A 20,558-nucleotide genomic window follows, 5' to 3' on the forward strand; every position below is an offset into this window, starting at 1 on the left:
AAAGAGGCGCTTATTACGCCTCTAGTGCTTGCTGTATCTGCGTTTCTATTTCTGTTTTGTGAAGTAGCTTTGAATAAAGCGATGCAATAGGTTCATCGTTAATCAAACCCATAATGGCACCTAACACAAACCCACGGTGCACGTTGTCGCCACCTACATTGGTATTGGCAGTTAACGCGCGCTTCGCGTTATCTCTATATCGATAGGCAAAATATAAGACGCTTGGCCATGCATCTGAAATATAGCAAGCTGGCGAGTACAGTCTGCCAACGACTTCAATGTCGCTTTTCTTTTTCGCTACCAGCTTTTCAAGCGAAAGCGAGGCAGAGCGTTGAGCAATATCTTCTAAAATGGTTGTTGGCGATTCACTATCACGCCTTAATAAGCGATATATGAGTTCAACGAAAGCGTCGCACACTTTGGCTAGTTCATCACTTGGATGGGTTAACATTAGGTGTGTGCGGCAAGTATTTTGTATTTCCGGTAATGACGCGTCAGTGCACGCAAGTGTTAATGCAAGTGGTGTAACGGAAACCAGCCCGCCTATTGATGCTGTATCGTGAGTTACGGCGCCGCATTCTTGTGGTGGTTTGCCTAGCTCAAGATTGGCAAAAAAGCCTCTGTGGTAAGATTCAGCGTACGTATCTGGATGCTGCACTGGGTCGGCGCACATCATCGCTATGTAATTGTTAAGAAATGCATCTGCAGAGTAACCACTGGCAATGGTGTCTAGCAGCACCCTAGCGCAATAGGCATTAAGCGTATTTTCGCCAGCTTTCATGCCGTGGTGATAATGACGATTTGAACCGCCCCAATACTCACGCTTACCTTTTAGTATTACGTCTCCAACAATTTCTTTTTGGGACGTTGAAGCAAGGTTGCTTCGGCCACCTTGTTGCGTTGAGTGAAGCGACATAATAGAGGATGGATGAAATTCAGGTGCGTCTTCGAACTGCTCAATACCTAATGGAAACGCTTTTAGAATGTCAGCAGGGTTGTAATACCAGTGCACCGGCATCGCAAGTGCATCGCCAATAAATGCATTTTTTAGCGCCGCTGTTGCCCGTGCGACAAACAATGTGTTCATTCAATTCCCCTCTTGTAAGATAAGCGTCTTCTTTTTAGATATCAGTATCTACGAGGGGAGCGTATATTGTGATTAGTGAGTTATTCTTAATGCGTTAATGAATAACTGAAGGCGTGTTTGCAGGAGTATTGGCAAGAGCATTTGCAGATGTGTGCGTAGTATCGCTATTTGTTGCTATCTTAGTTTGCGGTGTTTGATCTAACCCTACCGTACCCGCTTCTTCAACTAACGCTGTCATGGCGTCAATAATATCTAAAAAGTGGGTAAGCTGGCTGGGTGATAGGTCTTTCGATAAGTGCTCAATTTTATTGATAAGCTTTTGAGTAGGTAAACGCATAGTGTCAAAATTCCGTTATTCGTTGATTACTACATAGTCTTATCTGTGTTGCTTTCAATTAGCTTGCCAACAGTGCAAAAGCGTTTTTATATGAGCTTGAAAATCTATCTCACCTATCAAAAAACGCTTGTTATTTTAAATCAAGTTCAAGTACTTCACTTGCAGGGATGGGTTTAGAGTAATAGAAACCTTGTAAGTATTCGCACCCTTGGGCTTTGAAAAATGACACCTGTGCTTCGGTTTCAATGCCCTCGGCTACACAATCTATATTCAAACTCTCAGCCATTCTTAATATGGCGAGAATAATGCCTTCATTGGCGCTATTAAGCCCTATATCTTTGACAAAGCTTTTATCGATTTTGAGAATATCGATGGGAAAGTCTTTTAGATACTTCAAAGAGGAATAGCCAGTGCCAAAGTCGTCGAGTGCAATAACGAACCCCTTATCTTTCATGCTGGCAATGGCCTGCATAGCTGCTTCGTAGTCCGACATTAGCGCACTTTCGGTAATTTCAAAGCGAATGGCGCTGGTGGGAATATCATGCTCGCGCAATAGATTCACAATTTCGTCAACTTTTACGCTTTTAGATATATGAAGTGCACTTAGATTTACCGACAGGTAAAGCCCGCTTTGTTGCCACTGTGTTGTTTTAAGCATTGGAATAGCTTGCTCAATAAGCTGAACAGTCATGTCTTCAATTAAGCCAATATCTTCTGCAACGGGTATGAATACGTCGGGCGGTATCATGCTTCCTTCAGATGGCCATCGCATAAGCATTTCAAACCCAGCAACTTTCCCTGTTTGGCATTGGATGATGGGCTGATAATAGCCTACGAATTCACGCATGGTATGAGCCTGCTTTACTGCGTTTTCCAGCTTAAGCTTGGCCTGAGCCCTTTCATTCATATGCTCGGTAAAGTATTGGAAGTTGTTACTACCCAGCTTTTTCGCATGATACATCGCAATGTCTGCGTTTTTTAAAAGCTCAGTAGGCGTTAACGCATCTTCTGGATAAAGCGCAATGCCAATACTGGCTGAAACACTTACTACTTGATTATCCAGCGTTACACTCTCGGAAAGCGATTTAATCATCTCAGTGGCAAGGTGGCTGATGTCGCTTTCAACCTGAACCTTTTCAATCATGACCACAAACTCGTCTCCTCCAAGGCGAGCAACCGTGTCAGACTTACGAAGTAGGTTTTCGAGACGCTTACCAACCTCCTGTAATAGCGCGTCACCTGCATCGTGGCCTAAACTATCGTTGATTTGCTTGAATCTGTCTAAGTCTATAAAGAACAAGCAAATGGAGGTTTCATCACGCGAGGCTTGGTCGAATGCATGCTGAATTCTATCGAGCAGCAAAGAACGGTTTGGTAAGCCCGTGAGGCTGTCATAGTTAGCCAGCTGTACCAGCGCACCTTGAGCATCTTTTTGTTCAGTAATATCAGACAAGATAACAAGGTAGCGGCTTATATCTTGATCATCTCTTGGGTTGCTTATCGCCGTAATTCCTATGTTTACCGTGTATTTTGCACCTAGCAAACTGTGAATTCCAGCTTCGCCATGCCAATGTTCATTTGGCGTTAATTTTCTCATTTTGCAGAGAGCTTCAATGAGGTTGTTTTTTTGGTCTGAAAAAATTTGAGTCAGCTGTGACGATATGTCTTTGCTAGGGCAAAGGCACAATGCTTCTTTAAACGCGTTGTTGGCAATAATAGGGTCAAAGTTGGCATCGAAGATAACCACCCAATCTCTTGTGTGCTCAAAGGCTTCACCATAAAGCTGTGCTTTTGTTTGGGTGTTAATAGACTCGGTAATGTTGGAATAGGTACCTGCTAACTTAACGGTATCGCTATTGGTGACTAACGCGCCTACATCACGATACCATTCGTATTGCCCAGTGCTTGCTAACAGACGATAGGTGATGTCTATGTTCCGACGTTTTTTCTCTACTACGTCATTCCATTGCGAGATGTAATTCGCTCTGTCGTGTTCGTGAATAAGTTCGAAGTGCTGGTCGAAACTAAAGGATTGGCTTTGATAATTTAGCTCTTTTATTGTTCTTTCTTGCTCGATAATATTGGTCGATTCACTCCACTCCCAAACGCGTGTGTTACTGGCCGTGAGGGCCATAGAAAGCCTGTTCTTATTTTTCACAACGCTTTGATGGGCAGCCCTTAGTTTGTCGCTATTGAGTTTGCGTCGCCACAAAATAATTAAAATGAAAGAAGCGATGGCAACTGCATAAAGGAAGTACGCAAGCGGTGAAAAAAATGGGGGGTAGCCTACCGTAATGTATAAAGATGACTTCTCACCAGATTCATTGTTCGCAATATCGAATCGACTGACATGGAAAACGTATTCACCTGGCTTTAATTGAGGAAAAAAAATCTCGGTTGACCTAGTCGGCGGATAAGATATGTCAATGTCACCAGAAAGGCTGTATTGGTATTGATGTAAATTGGTGTTGTCATATTGCATATCAGAGAAATCAATGGTTAACCCGATATCATCGTGTGCAAGCGCTAGTTGTTTTCCGCTTTTGTCGCCCAAGCCCAGTGAAAGTTGTTTTGATATAAGGCTAACATCGCTTATCAGGGGCCGCGGAAAAGCGCTCTTACCGTCGTTAAACTTATTTGGGTTAAAAACGGTAAACCCTTTTTGAGACCCGTAAACTAAATCTCCATTGCTCAAAGGTGTTTTTGAGCCCCATTTAAATTCGTTGCTAATTAACCCTTCCTTTGTTGTGTATTGTTTAAGGTTAAGGGTTTTGGGATTTAGTTGCAGTAAGCCTTTATGGCTTCCCATCCAGATAAAGCCGTTACTGTCTTTCTCCAAGCTAAAAACAATGTTGGTAGGAAGTAGATTTGACGTATCGAAGAAATATTTTTGTTCATATGATGTGGCGTCTAGGCCATATAATCCATGGCCGGGGTACGCTATCCATAGCGTATTGTAGTCATCAAGAATAGCCTCAGTAGGCTGTAAAATATATTCAGACTGCACATTGCGGGTGGTATGAACTTTCTTAAGCTCGCTACTTTTTGTATTGTAACGCCACAACCCACCGGTCATTGATATTAGAACGTAATCATCCGTATTGCTGTAATCTGGAATAAACGTATAAAACTGGCTTACGTCCAACGACGTCGACAGTATTTCATCGTTAATCAGCGTGTTGTTTTTCTCGTCCAGTTTGTAGAACTGTTGTTCAGACGCCACAATAAATTTGTGCTTTGACACCTTTAAAATGTCATAGGTTTTGTCAGACGCTAACATTTCGTTTGTAGTAGCGTTCATATCAAGAGGTATAATTTGTTTCTCGACAAGGTCAAACTTGCGCAAGCCTGCAAAAGTAGCTAACCATACCCAGTTGTCTTCCCCTTCTCTTATAATGTAAATAGAACTTGAAGAGGCCACTGCTTTCTTGTCGGGGTTTACCAAAAACTGTTCGACTTCACCTGTTTCAAGGTTATACAAATTCAATCCGTTGTTGGTGCCAACCCATAAATTCTCATCGTTTTGAACATAAAAATCATGAACAATATTGTCACTAAGAGAATCTTGTGATGCTCCGTCAGCGTAGACGTTATCAAATAGCACCGAGCGTGGGTTCCACAGCAACATGCCAGACGTTTTCGTGGATAACCATAGCTGTTCGTTAGGTGTTACTGCGATTTTTGTTAAGCTGTCATCGGTTATCAGTAAGTTAGCACTTGATGGTTTGAATAAATGCTGCAGTTGTAGAGAGTTTAAATCGACAGTAAACAGGCCTTCGCTCGTCGCAAGATAATAAATGCTGCCGTTGATATGTAGTAGGCTCCAAATATTTAGAGATGGCAGAGCAAGTGCGCCATCGGGCATTGTCTCGCCACCTTTTGCATAATGTAAAAGTGCATTTAGCTTAAATTTGTAAAGGCCTTCTACAGTACCTAACCAAAAGTTAGCCTGGTCATCAACAAGTATAAGCTTGGCGTTTAGCTTATCTTTGTTAGATTCTCTATTTTCTTCATACTGTATTTTTTTGACTTTTTGCGTTGCTAAATCTTGAGTATACAAACCTGCAGAGGTTGCAATAAAAAGTACATTGTCGTGAAGTGCCAGCTGTCGAATTACTTCGCTTTCGGGAATGCCAAATTCAGGAGTAAGTAGGTCAAATACGCTCGACCACGTGTTTGTAGTGAGGTCGTATTGCACAATAACGTGATCATGCGCGATATAAATCGTGTTATTGGGGCCATTAATGAAATGTGAGGCAAATTGATACCAGTCTGGCTGGCTTTTATAGGTTATTGCAACAACCCTCTTACTCTTACCCGTTTCACGCTCTACTTTGTATACACCGCTGCTAAACGTACTTACCCACAGGTTTTTGTCTTTATCTTCAAATAAGGAATAAATACCATCATCTGCAAACTCGTTGTTTAAACCTAAAACTTGCTTGTTGTGATAACCATCGTAGCGGTTAAGTCCTGTTTCAGTAGCTACCCAAAGAAAGCCCTCGCTATCAACTAGCATATCGTTAATGGAATCTTGAGAAAGGCCGTTTTCAGTTGAGAGATGTTTGAAGCGGGGCGAATTGATAATAGGGTCAGCAAATACGGTTGTGGATAGCAGTGTGAAAAACAGAAACCAAAAGCCCAAAAGTGAAGACTTTAATTTTAAGGAGCTATTTAATAACTGTTCAAGCTGGTACCGCATATATTAATTCGCTTTCTGTATTTTTATTTTTATAAGCGTCTAACGCAGCAACGCTGCGTTAGCGTGTTTTGTAACAATTTGTTACTTGAAATAATAGCCTATGTATCGCTCAACATGATAGTGGTCATTTGGCTAATTAGGTAAAAGGGAAGAGGAGAGCGATACAATCTTGGGTTAAATACTGCTGATGGCGTATTGATGAATAGGCCTTAAGCTTGGCACTGAAGCATCACTATTTATGTGCATCTGACATCAACCATGCGTATGCGGTGGTGAAAGCAGGCTCTTGGAATTGTTTAAGTCCTGTTTCTGAAAATGGCACTGTAATAGGATTTTTGCGTAAAGACTCTTTAATGTCTGTGGGGCTATATATCTTAACGTCTAAGTCGTTGATCAATTCAATAGCTGCTTCAAGCTTAAAGCCGATGGCACTTCCTGCAAATTTACCTTTGCTTTGGCGTTGCCGAATAATTACAGCGTCAATTTTGTAATCTTCAACCAACTTAGCAAATGTGTTTTGAAAACTCTTAAGGCCTTTAGCACTGGTATCGGCCAAGGTTAAACGTCGTGTACGGCAGTCTGGTAAATGAAATACACCATCAGTTAACGTAAGCAAGCATACAATCGCGTCATTACTTTTAATTTCTATACCACACGCTTTCATAATTAATCCTCTTAAAATGGGGCGATAAGTATAGCGCGTTTCCAACTTTTAAGAATCAAAGCTGCCTTTGATGTGGTGAGAGCATGGTAAAGCAGCCTAGCGTTTTAATAATGTCTGCTAGACTGCTACTCGATTTTACATTGAGCTAGGGCAGTGTGCGCCAGAGTCAACCCACGCTTTAGCTAATGCTCCTGCTTACGTACTGACGAAATATCAGTTTAAGTTGTTTTTAACAAAGCGTCTTTTGTTTGTTCTGAATACGCTTCACCAGTTTGCTATAACTGCATTTGCGATCGCAAACTTTATAATCAATAGTGACCTCGAAACTCGTTTGCTAAAAACTACAGCTGTAACCAAAAAAGCCAGACTGTTCAGAGTCTGGCTTTTTATTTAGTATGCGTTCAAGGTTGGTTTAATCAGCTTTTTAACGTTTACGAACAAGGCTTATTGCACAGTTTTGTTAGCCGTAACGTTATAAAGAGTGTGACTATTTTTCTTCTACAATTATTGCAATGGCTGTCTTCTCACCAAGGTTTGTGACTCTGTGAGTCCATGCCTCATGCCACATAACATGCCCGTCAGGAATATCAGCAACTATTGTCTCGCCGCCAAGCATTTCAATTCTTAACTTGCTACCTTTTTCAAAATAAACGGTTTCGTTATTGTGACGATGAAACGAGTCGCTTTCGCCTGGCTTTAATACCATTTTCAAAACTAAGGCTCGTTCATTATCAAGAAGCAGGTCGTACTGCTGTGGCGAGGCTATATGTCCAGATTCATGATGATCTTCAGCATAAGCGTTGGCGGCTGCTGCCACTAATAAAAACAGTCCTACTCGTAAAATAGGCATAAAAACTCCTAGGGCGTATGTTACCAACGCCAATTAAAAGTGCTTGTTAATGTGGGCTTCGAAACGTTTAAAGTCGTTTTCAACGTCTGCGTTTTTCATAACATCAAAACTCGCAAAGGTTGCCATTGGCTGCATGCCGAAAAACTTAAAGTTCATGTGCATTGGAAACAGTAAATCATCAACAGACTTACCGTCGAAGAACTCTTCACTATCGTTGAACGATTCTTCTGGGGCATTGAAGGTCAACGACATCATGTATTTCACATCAGATCGCGTTCCGCCAGTACCGTAGTTTTTCTTAGGCTCTTCTGCTACACGTCCATCGCCTGCACACATTGCGCCCCCCATACCTGCGGTATAGACTTCGTCCATATACTTTTTAAATGACCAAGGCACACCCATCCAGTTGATAGGCGTTTGAAGAATGACATAGTCTGCCCATTGGTGATGCGCTAATTGCTCATCAACATCGTATTCTTCCGCCATGGTTATCACACGGGTGTTGTAGCCCTTTTCCTCTAGTAGGGATACCGCTTTATCAACTAAAGCAGCATTCAGCTTTCCTTCAGAGAATGGGTAATACTGATGTGCATTAATAATTAGTACATTACCTGATTCGGTTATACTCATTGAAAAACTCCTAAAATTACTTGTCTATGGGCTAGCGAAAGCAAGTGTATTTGCTCACTAAATGTTATGGGGTATATATTAGTAACTTTGGTACTTTTTTCAACTAGTGTAGTTTTAGTTACTACCTTGCAAAGGAAGTTTTTTTAGAAAAAAGTCCTATTAAAACAGGCGGTAAAGAACCAAAAAAATTTACAATGCTTGTATTGGAACTTCTGCTTTTGATAAGGAAATACAATAACCAAAATGCAAGACTAAACGTTATTTGCTGGTTAAAAAGTAGATGCGGGGTGTGGCTCGACATCCAAAAGATAAAAATGCAAAGAATCGTTTGGCGCCTCCCTTCTTGGGAGGCGCTCCAATTAGCGGATAATCATTTATTAAGCTAGGATGGGGTAGTTGTTAGCTTAAGCCTGTTTATTTACCCCTATAGCTAGTGCAGGTTATTGTGGGCAGGGTACTCCTTCCTGAATCCACAGCTTCATTGCCTTAACAAAATCTGAATGTGTTCCAGGTGCAGGCGTTCTTCCCGGGCCAGGCGCCCAAGCCCACCTTACTAGAGGGTCATCTTTTACGTGATGTATAAACTCTTTCTTAAACACATCCATTTGGTCAAGCCCCCCTCTGAAAGCTAAGAAAGAGTTCTTCGCTGGATCTAACCATGTTTTGCATAACGTTTGTGCGCTCAAGTCTCTCGGTATAGCCATAGTAGGTGGCGGCATGTGCCAGATGAATCCGGGCATCAAGTTGTTTGATGCGCCTGGAGGCATACCTGGCTCATCGCTATTCGCATTTTGATGACAGCTTCGACAGTTGACAGGATGTGGATTGCCCGTTTGCACAAATTCACCATTTTCTACAGATAACCTAATGTTATTCAACATCGATATATTCATTGGGTGAAGCGATCTTTCGTCACCAACAGTAGGACGATGGATGCCTTCTTCAACAACCCCATGGCAATTTGCACAACGAGGATGCACTGCGACTTTGTGTAAATAGGCAAACGCTGTGCGTCCATCGGGATTGGCCGTGAACGCTTTGTAAGCAGTCTTGGCTTCTGTTGCATGCGCAGATAATGAAAAACTCATGACTAGCACCAGAGTAAGTATGTGCAAAAAAGGAACCTTCATATTTACCTCCTTCAAAATTTCATTAAGCCAAAGCTGCTTTAACGTCTTTGCTGGTCATTGGTAAAGACCGTAGTCTAATCCCTGCCGCATGATAGACGGCATTTGCTACAGCGGGTGCAACACCAATAACCCCTGGCTCACCCAAGCCAACAGGAAACTCGTCACTATCCACAAACTCAATGTCGAGTTCTGGTAAATCGTTCATCCTTAGGGGATGGTAGGTGTGGAGGTTCAATGCTTTAGGCTTGCCTTTTTCGTAGCTGTTTGACTCATGAAGTGCAATACTGGCACCCCACAAAAGCGAGCCTTCGAGCTGAGCAAGTGCTCCGTCAGGGTGAACGATAATCCCGCCATCAACGGTTGCATAAAGGCGCTTTAGTGTGATTTTTCCTGTTTTTCTATTAACATGAACGTGCGCTGCTGTCGCAATCCATGCTGGCATGGTTCGCTCTTGCCCCGCAGTGACTGAAAACCCGATCCCTTCGTCATTGGCTAGTTCGATGTCTTTTACTTTTTCAGCTAACAGACTAAGAACATTGCGTAACCGGGTGGCACCGCCAACGCTTTCAGGTGCTTTACCTGCTTGTTTTCCTTTTCCATCAAGCAGTGAGAGCCTAAATTGCAAAGGATCCTGATTTGTTTGATGTGCAATCTCGTCAATAAATGATTCTAACCCCCAGGCGATCCAACCTTGTCCAACTGAACGCAACCAGCCAGGCGTAAAAGTGTCCTGAGCAATACCATTTTGAATTGCTCTTGCGCGGTGATGTTCCATTGTGTACCAGTGATCTGCGCCCGAGGCAGAGAACATATCAACTTTACCTTGCCCTTCTATCGTTTCTGACATAAAGCCTGGCGCCATTGCCGCAGTGGGCCACCCTGCCGAGAATGAATGTTCTAGGCCTGTGAACTGGTTGTTTTTATCAAAAAACGCTTTAAGGACTGCCGTTGAGGGGGAGCGACTTTGATCAAATGCTGTATCGTCGGGACGAGTAAAGATTAACTTAACAGGCTTGTTTATAATCTTTGACGTGAGCAGGGCAGGCACAATCCAATCACCATAAAGACGGCGCCCAAAACCACCACCAAGGTAGTGGTGGTGTATGACTACATTCTCTTCAGAAACTCCTACTGCCTTTGCGAGCATAGGTAACGTTAATGATTGCCACTGATTTCCTGTATGGACGTGCCATTTTGTATCTTTGAATTCAACAACAGCATTCAGTGGCTCAAGTTGAAAATGGTTCACAGTTGCTGTTGTAAACGTTGACTCGAGCACGTGTGCAGCATCGTTTGCCACAGCGTCAATGTTTCCATCGTCTACAAACAAATGGCCTTCTTTACTATCACGGCATAAGCGTTCGCCCTCATTCAATATGTCTTGTTCTGAGACAGAAATAGAGGGGCCGGGTTCGTAATCGACTTTTAGCTTGTCAGCCGCTTTTACCGCTGAGTAATAGTCATTTGCAACTACAGTAATCCAACCTTCACACGTACCACTGGGGTCAGTCAATACATGATATCCCGCATAGCCAGGAATGCTTTTGCATGCAGAATCATCGACCTTCTTAACCCTAGAGTGATAGCGTGTTGGCGGCAAAACGGGGCGGGCGTAAACCATTCCTTCTACTTCAACGTCAATTCCGTAGACCGCCGTTCCATTAGTTTTAGGTGGAATATCAAGTGCTTTATATGATTTGCCTAACAAATGCCTTTTGCCACTGGGTTTGATGGGCATATTGCTAATTTCTTCAGCTGTAAATGTTCTGTCTAGAGCGCTATTTGCAACAATATCGCCATAATCGATTCGTTTTGCTCCAGCAATGACAAAACCATTCTCCGCACGACAGTTTTGAGAAGGAACACCGAGAAGTTTTGCGCCAGCATCAATCATTGCTATCCGTCCAGCAGCACCCGCTTGCGACAATGGTTTAAAGGAGTGAAAAACAGACCATGAGCCTCCGGTAACCATATACCCCCATTTGGGGTCGGTGTTCACGTAGTTAATGGATACTTTGCTCCAATCACACTCGAGCTCTTCGGCAACAATTCTTGCTAACGAACTCCCAATATGCTGGCCCATTTCAACTTTAGCAACATTAATAGTCACATATCCATGCTCGTTAATCTCAAACCAAATAGTTGGAGAAAAACGTTTACTCGAAAGTGACTCCGTTGCTGAAATGTTGGCTGAAACCAACGTGGGAGCGAACGCCATTAGCAGACCACTACTCGCGCTACCTACAAGAAAACCCCTTCTTGAAAGGCTAATTGCATCTTTCTTGGATTTGAACAATTTCATGATTCTTCCTCCTCATTAGATTTGAGAGGATCAAAAATCTGTACTGCACTGTTCTGATACTCTGCTGCCACTTTAATCGCTTTTTTGATTCTCGCATGAGCCATACAGCGGCAATAGTTTGAGCTCATGTGATTGACAATGTCTGTATCGCTTGGTGATTTGTTTCTATCGAGAAGCGTTACGGCCTGCATAATCTGGCCAGATTGACAGTAGCCACACTGCGGTACCTGAACGTCAATCCATGCTTTTTGTAATGGGTGCTCACCACCTAAGGACTCAATAGTCTTTACGTTTTTGCCTTTCGCCATTGAAACTGGGAATGAGCATGAGCGAACAGCATTATCGTCAATATGAACAGTGCAGGCTCCGCACATGGCAACACCGCAGCCGAATTTTGTACCTTTAAATCCAAATTCATCTCTGATTACCCAAAGTAACGGTGTATCGTCAGGCGCCTTGGATCTTACTTCCTTACCATTAAGTGTGAACGCTACCATTCGCTTCCCCTATCAAGGTTTGTAAACTGGAAAAAAAGAGAAAGATAGATGAGACTTCCCATCCAACTTTTTGATTGATATTGAACCAAGGCTGCCCGCACTACAATTGGTTACATTTTTGTAACTACTGTAAGCTTATGATATTTCCTCTATTTTGTTTTTTGTCTCGGTGGCTGTTAAGGCGGGCCGCTGCGTCTTAATATTCATAGGTACCCCTCAATCGAATCAACAAGTGCGTTATTGAGACCGACATTCAGGGATTGGAGCCATGTAATGGCACTGTTCTTTAATTCAAAAAATCGGTAATTAATTGGCAGGTCTTTATATAAACTGGCGATTTGCTCTTGCACTAGTAATGGGCATTGTGAGTTTCGAATCAGAAAAGCGACGTTCTTCAAGCCAGTTCCAACCCTTTGAACACTTGCTATGCGGAAGTTATCGTATACCTCTGGCATCATAAGGCTATCACCCTCAAGCACTACATAGCCCGAAAAGCTTGAAGAACCTGATTGTTCTAACATATCTGTAAGATCTGAATTGTAGTGGCGGAATGTTTCTGCGTTCCACGGGCCAATCATTTTTAAATAAATAACGTCATTCACAAATCGCAATGTAAAGGAACCGTGTTCATTCATCAGAGTGCCCTCCTTATTCAATCAACTTTCAACGCACTCAGTATTTCATCAGTGTGCTGTCCACGTTTTGGTATTGCTTTAGAGGCCGCACAGGAATATGCCTTGTCTAAGAATCGCGGGGCAGGCGCGGCTTGTAAAAATCCATCTGCGGTAGTCCACACACCTCGTGCATCCATATGTGCGTCGTGTTGAGAATGTTCAGGGCTGAGCACGGGTGAAACACATGCGTCACTCTGCTCGAACATTGTTTTCCAGTATTGTTGTGGGTGTTTGCTAAAGATTTCTTCCAGTCTGCCACTCAATGTTTTCCACAGTTTGGGGTTTCTTTGCTGGCGAAAGTCTGGGTCACTATTTAGCCCCAATTGAATTAAAAAGGCTTTATAGAATTGTGGTTCTAGACATTGAACAGACATCCAATTTCCGTCTGAACACTGATAACAGCGGCTCCAATGAGGACCGTCTAGCATACTTTTCCCGCGAGTTTCGCTGAACACGCCGATGCCTGACATGTACATGATCAAGTTCATCATGTGTGCAGAGCCATCAACGATAGCAGCATCAACAACTGTTCCCTCACCAGTTCGGCCAACACGGTACAATGCCGACAAAACGCCAGCAACAAGGTAGAGCGCTCCTCCTGCGATATCACCCAATAGTGTTGGTGGTGTGAAAGGCGCTTGTCCAGGTGGAGAGGCGTACCAAAGTGCGCCAGATAATGCGATGTAGTTTAGATCATGTCCGGCCGCTTTTGCTCGGGGCCCATTTTGGCCCCATCCAGTCACTCTGCCATAAATCAACGCGGGGTTCACAGCATGAAGGTCATCTGGGCCCAGCCCTAGCTTTTCCATCGTGCCTGGGCGCATACCTTCAATAATAATGTCAGCCGTTCTAATCAGCTCGCGAACGCTCGCTTTTCCTTCATCTGTTTTCAAGTTCAATAGGACAGACTTTTTTCCTCTATCAAGTAAGCTTTTATCGGTCATTCCCTCCACTGGAACGTCTTCCCGGTGAACCACCGTGACATCGGCACCTAGGTCTGCCAGCATCATTGCAGCAAAAGGCCCTGGCCCAATTCCCTCGATTTCTATGACTCTTAAACCACCTAACATATTTCATTGTCCTCTTAGAAACTCCGAATCACACCTATTCGCTAGCAGCCTAACTAATAGCGCTGCACTGTATTTAGCATTGCCACACTGGCGTTGGCTTCTGAGTTTTACTTTGTTTTAACAATCTACTTTTTTACCGCGACAATGATAATGACCAGAAAGCTCAGTGTGATTGACAAAATCCAACAAGTTACTGCAATACCATTCTTGTCAGGCATGTATTCGAATTATTTGTCACTTTTAGTCAATTTATATGGTGCCTTTAGTCATCGTTTTTTCGTCCATTCTCTCTATAGTTTTAAGCAACATTTTTTTAACAAGGCCGTGGTCTCAGTGAAATAGTAAAGGTTTCACCATGTACTGTGGCGTTGCTGATACAGCAAAGGGGAATGGTGTTATGGCAACACAAGCTTATATTTTTGATGCGGTGAGAACACCACGCAGTAAGGGAAAGTCTGATGGTTCGCTTCATGAAGTGAAATCTATAGAGCTGGGTGCGGGTTTATTACGTGAATTGCAAAAACGCTACGACCTAGATACGTCTTATGTCGATGATGTAATGCTGGGTTGTACTGGTCCCATCAAAGAGCAAGGCGGCGATATTGCCAAGTCAATTGTGCAGTTTGCTGGGTGGGATGAGAGTGTGGCAGGCGTACAAATGGACAGGTTTTGCGCTTCAGGCTTAGAAGCGGTCAATTCCGCTGCTCAAAATATTATGTCGGGTTGGAATCAGTTAATTGTAGCTGGTGGTGTGGAGTCTATGTCTAGGGTCCCCATGGGAGCCGCGGGGGCTTCGATGATGTTTGACCCCGAGTTTGTAATGACGCAAAAAACACCACCCCAAGGTATTGGCGCTGACTTAATTGCAACCTTGGGAGGCTGGTCTCGAAATGATGTAGATAATTATGCGCTTCTTTCACAAAAACGCGCAGCTTATGCCCGGGATAATGGGTATTTCGACCGCTCAGTAGTACCTGTGCGAGATGCAAACGGCTTAATGATATTAACTAAAGACGATTTCATTAGGGGCGATGCCACGTTAGAAGGGCTCGCCAGTTTAAAGCCGTCCTTTAAAAAAATGGGCGAAATGGGAATGGACGCCACACTATTGTCGAAGTATCCGCATGTAGAGCGCATTAACCATGTCCATACTCCCGGGAATTCTTCTGGGATTGTAGATGGTGCTAGTGCCGTGCTTATTGGTAGCGAGCAAGCAGGAAAGGATTTGGGTTTATACCCTCGTGCAAGAATTGTTGCCGGAGCGGTTACCTCTACCGAGCCTTCTATTATGCTAATCGGGCCCGCGCCTGCTGCCGAAAAATGCTTAAAGATTGCGGGGCTTCGCAAAGAAGATATCGACCTCTGGGAAATCAACGAAGCCTTTGCTTCTGTGGCGCTTAGGTATATGCGTGAATTAGGTATTAGTGAGGAGGTGACCAACGTTAACGGTGGTGCAATTGCCATGGGACATCCGTTAGGTGCGACTGGCGGAATGCTCGTCAGTACCGTGTTAGATGAGTTGGAACGCCGAGAGTTAAAACGCGCAATGATTTCACTTTGTGTAGGTGGTGGCATGGGCATTTCCACCATTATCGAAAGACTGTAACCCAAGGATAATGGAGGAAAGCATGAATACTTTTAAATACCAAAAAGACGATAACGGCATTGTAGTCATTACCATGGACATGAATGGACCGGTAAACGCAATTAATGACGAGTTTTATCGCGAAATGTCGGAAGCACTAGACACTTTGGAAGAAGAAACAGATCTTTCAGGTGTCGTATTCACTTCAGCTAAAGATACGTTTTTTGCTGGTGGTGATCTCAATATGCTCATGGCAATGGAGCCAGGTGATGAGCGAAAAATATTTGATACGGTAGAGGCGAATAAGTCGTTGTTCCGTCGATTAGAGAAGTTACCGGTTCCCGTAGTCGCTGCGATAAACGGTGCAGCATTAGGTGGTGGCTATGAGCTGTGCTTAGCGAGTAATTATCGAGTTTGTGTAGATAACCCCCGCATTGAAATTGGCTTACCTGAAGTGTCGTTGGGGTTATTACCAGGAGCAGGGGGCGTTGTTAGGCTTACAAACCTAGTTGGGGTAGAGGCGGCGCTTCCAATGCTTCTTGAAGGTAAAAAAGTCAGACCGCAGCAAGCTTTAAAAGCCGGGTTAATTGACGCCACTGTACAAAGCAAAGATGAGCTTATTTCACATTGCAAAGCGTGGCTTATTAACAACAAAGATAACGGTGAAGTCGCTATTCAGCCTTGGGATAAAAAAGGTTTCAAAATACCCGGCGGAAATATCAACAGGCCATCCATAGTGCAAACTGTGGCAATGGCGCCGCATATGCTTCTTAAGAAAACCAGGGGCTTGTTACCCGCGCCAGAAGCGATTTTAGAAACAGCAGTACAAGCGGTTACCGTAAATTTTGATACGGCACTTAAAATAGAGTCCAGAAAATTTGCCTCTTTGCCTGTTACGCCTGAAGCAAAGAATATGATGTCTGCTTTTTTCTTCCAACTGAATCAGATTAATGGTGGCGGAAGCCGCCCTGATGTGAAAACAACGTTCACATTCAATAAAGTTGGGGTGATAGGTGCTGGCATGATGGGGCAAGGCATTGCTGCAGTAGCGGCAGGTTTAGGTATACAGGTCGTGTTAAAGGACGTGTCTATTGACGCAGCTGAGAAAGGTAAAGCTTATACGGCCAAAGTTTACGACAAGAAAATAGCAAGAGGCCGCGCAACTGAGCAAGATAAAGAGCAAGCTCTCTCACTTATCATTGCTACTGATAATGATGAAGACTTGAAAGGCTGTGAACTTGTTGTAGAGGCTGTTTTCGAAGACATGTCGCTGAAGCACAAGGTGCTTACAGGCTCAGAGCAATTTCTAACCGAAGATGGAATTTGGGCTTCTAATACCTCAACACTTCCTATCACTCAACTGGCTGAACCTAGTCACAAGCCTGAAAATTTTATTGGGCTGCATTTCTTCTCTCCCGTAGACAAAATGCCGCTGGTGGAAATAATTTGTGGCGAAAAAACGAGTGACGCTACCCTCGCAAAAGCATTCGATTTCGTCCAGCAGATAAAGAAAACCCCCATCGTCGTTAATGACAGTGTTGGCTTTTTTACTTCCAGAACCTTTGCTTCGCAATTACAAGAGGCGGCAACTATGGTCAGTGAGGGTATTCACCCAGTCAGAGTTGATAACTTAGGTAAAGCTATTGGGATGCCCGTAGGCCCGCTAACGGTAAATGACGAAGTAAGCTTAACGATTGGTATTAAAGTACGACAAACGCAAGTAGCTGCCGGCTTGATAAAGGCTGAAGATGATCGCTGGCCAGAAGGGAACAAACTCATCGAAAAACTTGTGAAGAAACACAATCGCGGTGGTCGCTATCACGGTGAAGGCGGGTATTTCAATTATGTTGATGGTGACAAGGCAATTTGGCCTCAATTACTTGATATGTATTACGACCCAACCGTCGACATTTCGGATAGTGACATCAAAGACAGGCTGTTGTTTATAAACGTAATAGAAAGCTTGCTGTGTTTGGAGCAGGGTGTGTTGAAATCAGTGGCCGATGCCAATATTGGCAGTATCTTTGGGATAGGTGCACCCATTTGGACAGGCGGATACATTCAATTTGTTAATAGCTATGGGCTTGAGCGCTTCCAAGCCAGGTGTGAAGAGCTTGCTGAAAAATATGGTGAGCGATTTAAAGCTCCTGCCATTGTAGGAAAGAAAATAGCAGCAGGTGAATTATTTCTTTAGAAATACTTCACCTATTTCTTCGGACAATATCGCTTTACATTTATAGACTGAAGGGGCGTGTAGCATGAGCCAGTTAAAAACACCGTTAGACTATTTCTATTATTGGGAAGAAAAAACACCTACCGACATATTTCTGAGGCAGTCCTTTGGCAATGGGCAGTGGAGGGAGTACTCATGGTCAGAAGTCGGAGAAAGAGTTAGAAAAATAGCTAGCTTTATCCATTCTCGTAACCTTCCTCCTCAAAGCAAAATCGCGCTTTGGTCAGCAAATTCAGCTGATTGGATCATGGTAGATTTGGCTATCATGCTAAGTGGGCACATCAGCGTGCCCTTATTCCCCAATCAATCAGTTAAGGCTGCTAATCATGTACTAAAAGAATGTGATGTTTCGCTAATGTTTGTTGGTGAATGTGGGCAAGAGCAAAAGTTTACAGAATGGAATACGGCAAACGTCACCCTAGTGGGCATGCACGGCTGTTCGATAGCGGTAGACCACAATTTAGCGCAAATTCAGCAGACGTTTGGTCTTGTGTTAAGCAACCCAAAAGCAGAGCTCGATAGTCTAATGACGATAGTGTATTCATCCGGCACAACGAGTATGCCCAAAGGCGTTATACACTTGTATTCTGCGCCGGCAAAGGTAACGCCCTCTATCGCCAAGGAGTTCAAAATTTCACGAGAAGAAGGGTATAGAGCCTCACTTTTCTCTTTTTTGCCACTGGCTCATATGGCAGAGCGTGCCCTTGTCGAATTTACGGGCCTTTATAGTAATGCTTGTATTTCATTTTCTGCAGGTCTCGACGATTTTAGTGACGAAATCGTTAGCGTGCAGCCTACATTTTTCTTTGCGGTTCCAAGGCTGTGGGACAAGTTTAAATTATCGGTAGATAGCAAAATTCCCCCTGAGGCACAGGCTGCAATGAGTGAAGAGGATAAGCATAAAATACGATATATGTTGGGCCTCTCTAGAGCTGATATGATCCTGAGCAGTTCAGCGCCGCTGCAGCCAAAAGTCCACCAGTGGTACTTACACATGGGAATTAAAGTAAGAGAAGTTTACGGAATGACCGAGACTTTTGCGACAGGAACAGGATGCTTTGAGGATATACCTGCGTCGGGAACAGTAGGAAAGCCCCTTGGTGATGTTGTAGAGGTAAAGCTTTCCGATGAAAACGAAATACTGATGCGATCTGAGGGCATGATGTTTGGCTATTACAGAGCCGAAGAAAAAACGCTGAGCGTGCTTAAAGATGGATGGTTTCACACGGGAGATTGTGGCACTTATGACGAGAGTGGCAACCTAGTGGTAACCGGGCGTAAAGGAGATGAATTCAAAACAGCCAAAGGAAAATTTATCCATCCGGTGCCGTTAGAAAAATGCTTTAGCGGTGTACCGGAGATAGAGCAATTTATCGTTGTTGGGCAAGGGCTTAATCAACCAATTTTGTTAGCGACACGCTCTGAATTTGCTTGTTTATTAACAAACAGTGAGTTGCGCGATAAGCTGAAACATTATTTGTCGAAAATAAACACCACACTTGCCCCTTACGAGCGTATTTCGCATATTCTAATTACTCGGGCTGCGTGGACAATCGATAACGGTATGTTGACTCCAACCTTGAAATACCATCGAAAAACCATTGAAAGCTGCTTTAAGCCAGACGCCCTAAAATGTTGTGAAAACAAGGAAGAGGTTGTCTTTGTTTAATATCGAGACCCCTTGTATTACACGTATTCGATACGGTATTAATGGGATCAATGTATGAGAGCGTTCTAACTTTAAGCCAATGAAGAAAAAGCAATCGTTACAAAAAGCAGCCTTACAGCACCTGTTTGCTGGCTATGAAAAACATGGGCTCTCGATTAAAGCGTTATTTACCGAGTTGGGTTATGACGCGGGAGATTTTGAAGAAGCGAGTTTTAGGTTGCCGTCAGAAAAGTTGGGAAAACTGGTTCGACTTGCGGCAATCAAACTCAACGATGAAACGATAGGCTTTTTTGAACGGCCCACCAAACTAGGTGGCGTGAAGATAGGTGTGCTGTATGCCTTACGAGGTAAAACACTGCGAGATGCGTATTTCAGACTATTTAAATATTTAATGCTGTTGCATGATGATTTAGATATAAAACTGGTTGAGAGCGGTGAAGAAGCGAATATTGTTATTAACATAAAGCGAGAAGAGTCGGATGCAGACATGCTGGTTTATATTACGCTTATGTTGTTTGTATTTAGATGGTCGTCTTGGGTAACAAATCATCGAATATCGCTTAATCGCCTGAATTTCAGTGGTAAAAAGTCGACTTACTCACACGATTTAGACTCTGCTTTTCCCTGTCGTCACTATTACGAAAGGCCGCAGACGGAATTAAGTATTTATCGAAGCGACCTAGAATTACCTGTTACTCAAAAAGAAGAAAGTGTTACTCAGTTTATAAATTCCCTTTCCAACTTACTCATTAATCGCATGTCTGACGCCAGCATTACGGCGCAAATTAAACGCATGTTAAGAGAGTGCGACAATTTAGAAAATTTGCCACTCAAAAAAGTGGCTGATGATCTGAATAAAAGCCCGCAAACTGTTCGTCGCTATCTTGCCCAAGAAAATACAAGTTTTGCGGCATTAAAAGAAAGCGTTAGGAAAGATATTGCAACCTACCACCTTACGCAAAAAGACACCTCCATTAAAAATATTGCCTATCTGGTCGGTTTTTCAGAACCCAGTGCCTTTATACGCGCATTTAAAAAATGGACTGGCCTCACTCCTGGGGAATGGCGCGAACGTCAATGATCGTTTTGGTCTATTCACTGGCGCTTTCGGTCATTGGTAAGCACTAA

General features: G+C 43.4%; 15 protein-coding genes. 4 read left to right on the top strand and 11 right to left on the bottom strand.

The features are described from left to right. Positions 1–13: 13 nt before the first annotated feature. The 11 genes from ACGHAV_RS04630 to ACGHAV_RS04680 form a co-directional block, all read right to left on the bottom strand. Positions 14–1,087 carry an ADP-ribosylglycohydrolase family protein gene (locus ACGHAV_RS04630; RefSeq protein ID WP_390377096.1) on the bottom strand — a complete coding sequence of 358 codons (1,074 nt, stop codon included), beginning with the start codon at positions 1,085–1,087 and terminating at the stop codon, positions 14–16. Between the two features lie 94 nt (positions 1,088–1,181). Continuing rightward, entirely contained in the window at positions 1,182–1,424 is a 243-nt protein-coding gene (locus ACGHAV_RS04635; protein ID WP_390377099.1) for a hypothetical protein, read from the bottom strand. Positions 1,425–1,554: 130 nt separating this feature from the next. After that, the gene (locus tag ACGHAV_RS04640; protein WP_390377102.1) at positions 1,555–6,069 is read right to left on the bottom strand and encodes an EAL domain-containing protein; all 4,515 of its coding nucleotides are present in this window, start codon (positions 6,067–6,069) and stop codon (positions 1,555–1,557) included. A 289-nt stretch (positions 6,070–6,358) separates the two neighbouring features. Then, positions 6,359–6,790: a DUF3010 family protein gene (locus ACGHAV_RS04645; RefSeq protein WP_390377105.1), complete on the bottom strand. Its 432-nt coding sequence runs from the start codon at positions 6,788–6,790 to the stop codon at positions 6,359–6,361. Positions 6,791–7,277: 487 nt separating this feature from the next. Next, on the bottom strand, positions 7,278–7,640 hold the full coding sequence (locus ACGHAV_RS04650) for a hypothetical protein (RefSeq protein WP_390377108.1): 363 nt from the start codon (positions 7,638–7,640) through the stop codon (positions 7,278–7,280). A gap of 33 nt (positions 7,641–7,673) precedes the next feature. Next, entirely contained in the window at positions 7,674–8,270 is a 597-nt protein-coding gene (locus ACGHAV_RS04655; RefSeq protein WP_390377111.1) for an NAD(P)H-dependent oxidoreductase, read from the bottom strand. Positions 8,271–8,710: 440 nt separating this feature from the next. Further along, positions 8,711–9,400 (bottom strand): hypothetical protein, encoded by a 690-nt coding sequence (locus tag ACGHAV_RS04660; protein ID WP_390377114.1) that lies wholly within the window; start codon positions 9,398–9,400, stop codon positions 8,711–8,713. Between the two features lie 22 nt (positions 9,401–9,422). Then, positions 9,423–11,702, bottom strand: a complete 2,280-nt coding sequence (locus ACGHAV_RS04665; RefSeq protein ID WP_390377117.1) for a molybdopterin cofactor-binding domain-containing protein — start codon at positions 11,700–11,702, stop codon at positions 9,423–9,425. Then, complete coding sequence (locus ACGHAV_RS04670; protein WP_390377120.1) at positions 11,699–12,199, bottom strand: (2Fe-2S)-binding protein; 501 nt, start codon at positions 12,197–12,199, stop codon at positions 11,699–11,701. Before ACGHAV_RS04670 ends, ACGHAV_RS04665 begins: the two co-directional genes overlap by 4 nt. A 203-nt stretch (positions 12,200–12,402) precedes the next feature. Beyond that, the gene (locus ACGHAV_RS04675) at positions 12,403–12,834 is read right to left on the bottom strand and encodes a hypothetical protein (protein WP_390377123.1); all 432 of its coding nucleotides are present in this window, start codon (positions 12,832–12,834) and stop codon (positions 12,403–12,405) included. A 17-nt stretch (positions 12,835–12,851) separates the two neighbouring features. Beyond that, positions 12,852–13,943 carry a CaiB/BaiF CoA transferase family protein gene (locus tag ACGHAV_RS04680; RefSeq protein WP_390377126.1) on the bottom strand — a complete coding sequence of 364 codons (1,092 nt, stop codon included), beginning with the start codon at positions 13,941–13,943 and terminating at the stop codon, positions 12,852–12,854. Positions 13,944–14,340: 397 nt separating this feature from the next. Between ACGHAV_RS04680 and ACGHAV_RS04685 the strand changes: the two genes are divergently transcribed. From ACGHAV_RS04685 to ACGHAV_RS04700, 4 genes are all read left to right on the top strand, one after another. Further along, on the top strand, positions 14,341–15,549 hold the full coding sequence (locus tag ACGHAV_RS04685; protein WP_390377129.1) for an acetyl-CoA C-acetyltransferase: 1,209 nt from the start codon (positions 14,341–14,343) through the stop codon (positions 15,547–15,549). Between the two features lie 22 nt (positions 15,550–15,571). Beyond that, positions 15,572–17,722, top strand: a complete 2,151-nt coding sequence (locus ACGHAV_RS04690) for a 3-hydroxyacyl-CoA dehydrogenase NAD-binding domain-containing protein (RefSeq protein WP_390377131.1) — start codon at positions 15,572–15,574, stop codon at positions 17,720–17,722. Positions 17,723–17,786: 64 nt separating this feature from the next. Then, a complete protein-coding gene (locus tag ACGHAV_RS04695) occupies positions 17,787–19,430 on the top strand; it encodes an AMP-binding protein (protein WP_390377134.1) in 1,644 nt (547 codons plus the stop codon). Positions 19,431–19,509: 79 nt separating this feature from the next. Continuing rightward, the gene (locus tag ACGHAV_RS04700; RefSeq protein ID WP_390377137.1) at positions 19,510–20,511 is read left to right on the top strand and encodes a helix-turn-helix domain-containing protein; all 1,002 of its coding nucleotides are present in this window, start codon (positions 19,510–19,512) and stop codon (positions 20,509–20,511) included. Positions 20,512–20,558: the final 47 nt, after the last annotated feature.

Source organism: Alteromonas sp. MTD1 (assembly GCF_042848195.1).
Lineage (GTDB): Bacteria > Pseudomonadota > Gammaproteobacteria > Enterobacterales > Alteromonadaceae > Alteromonas.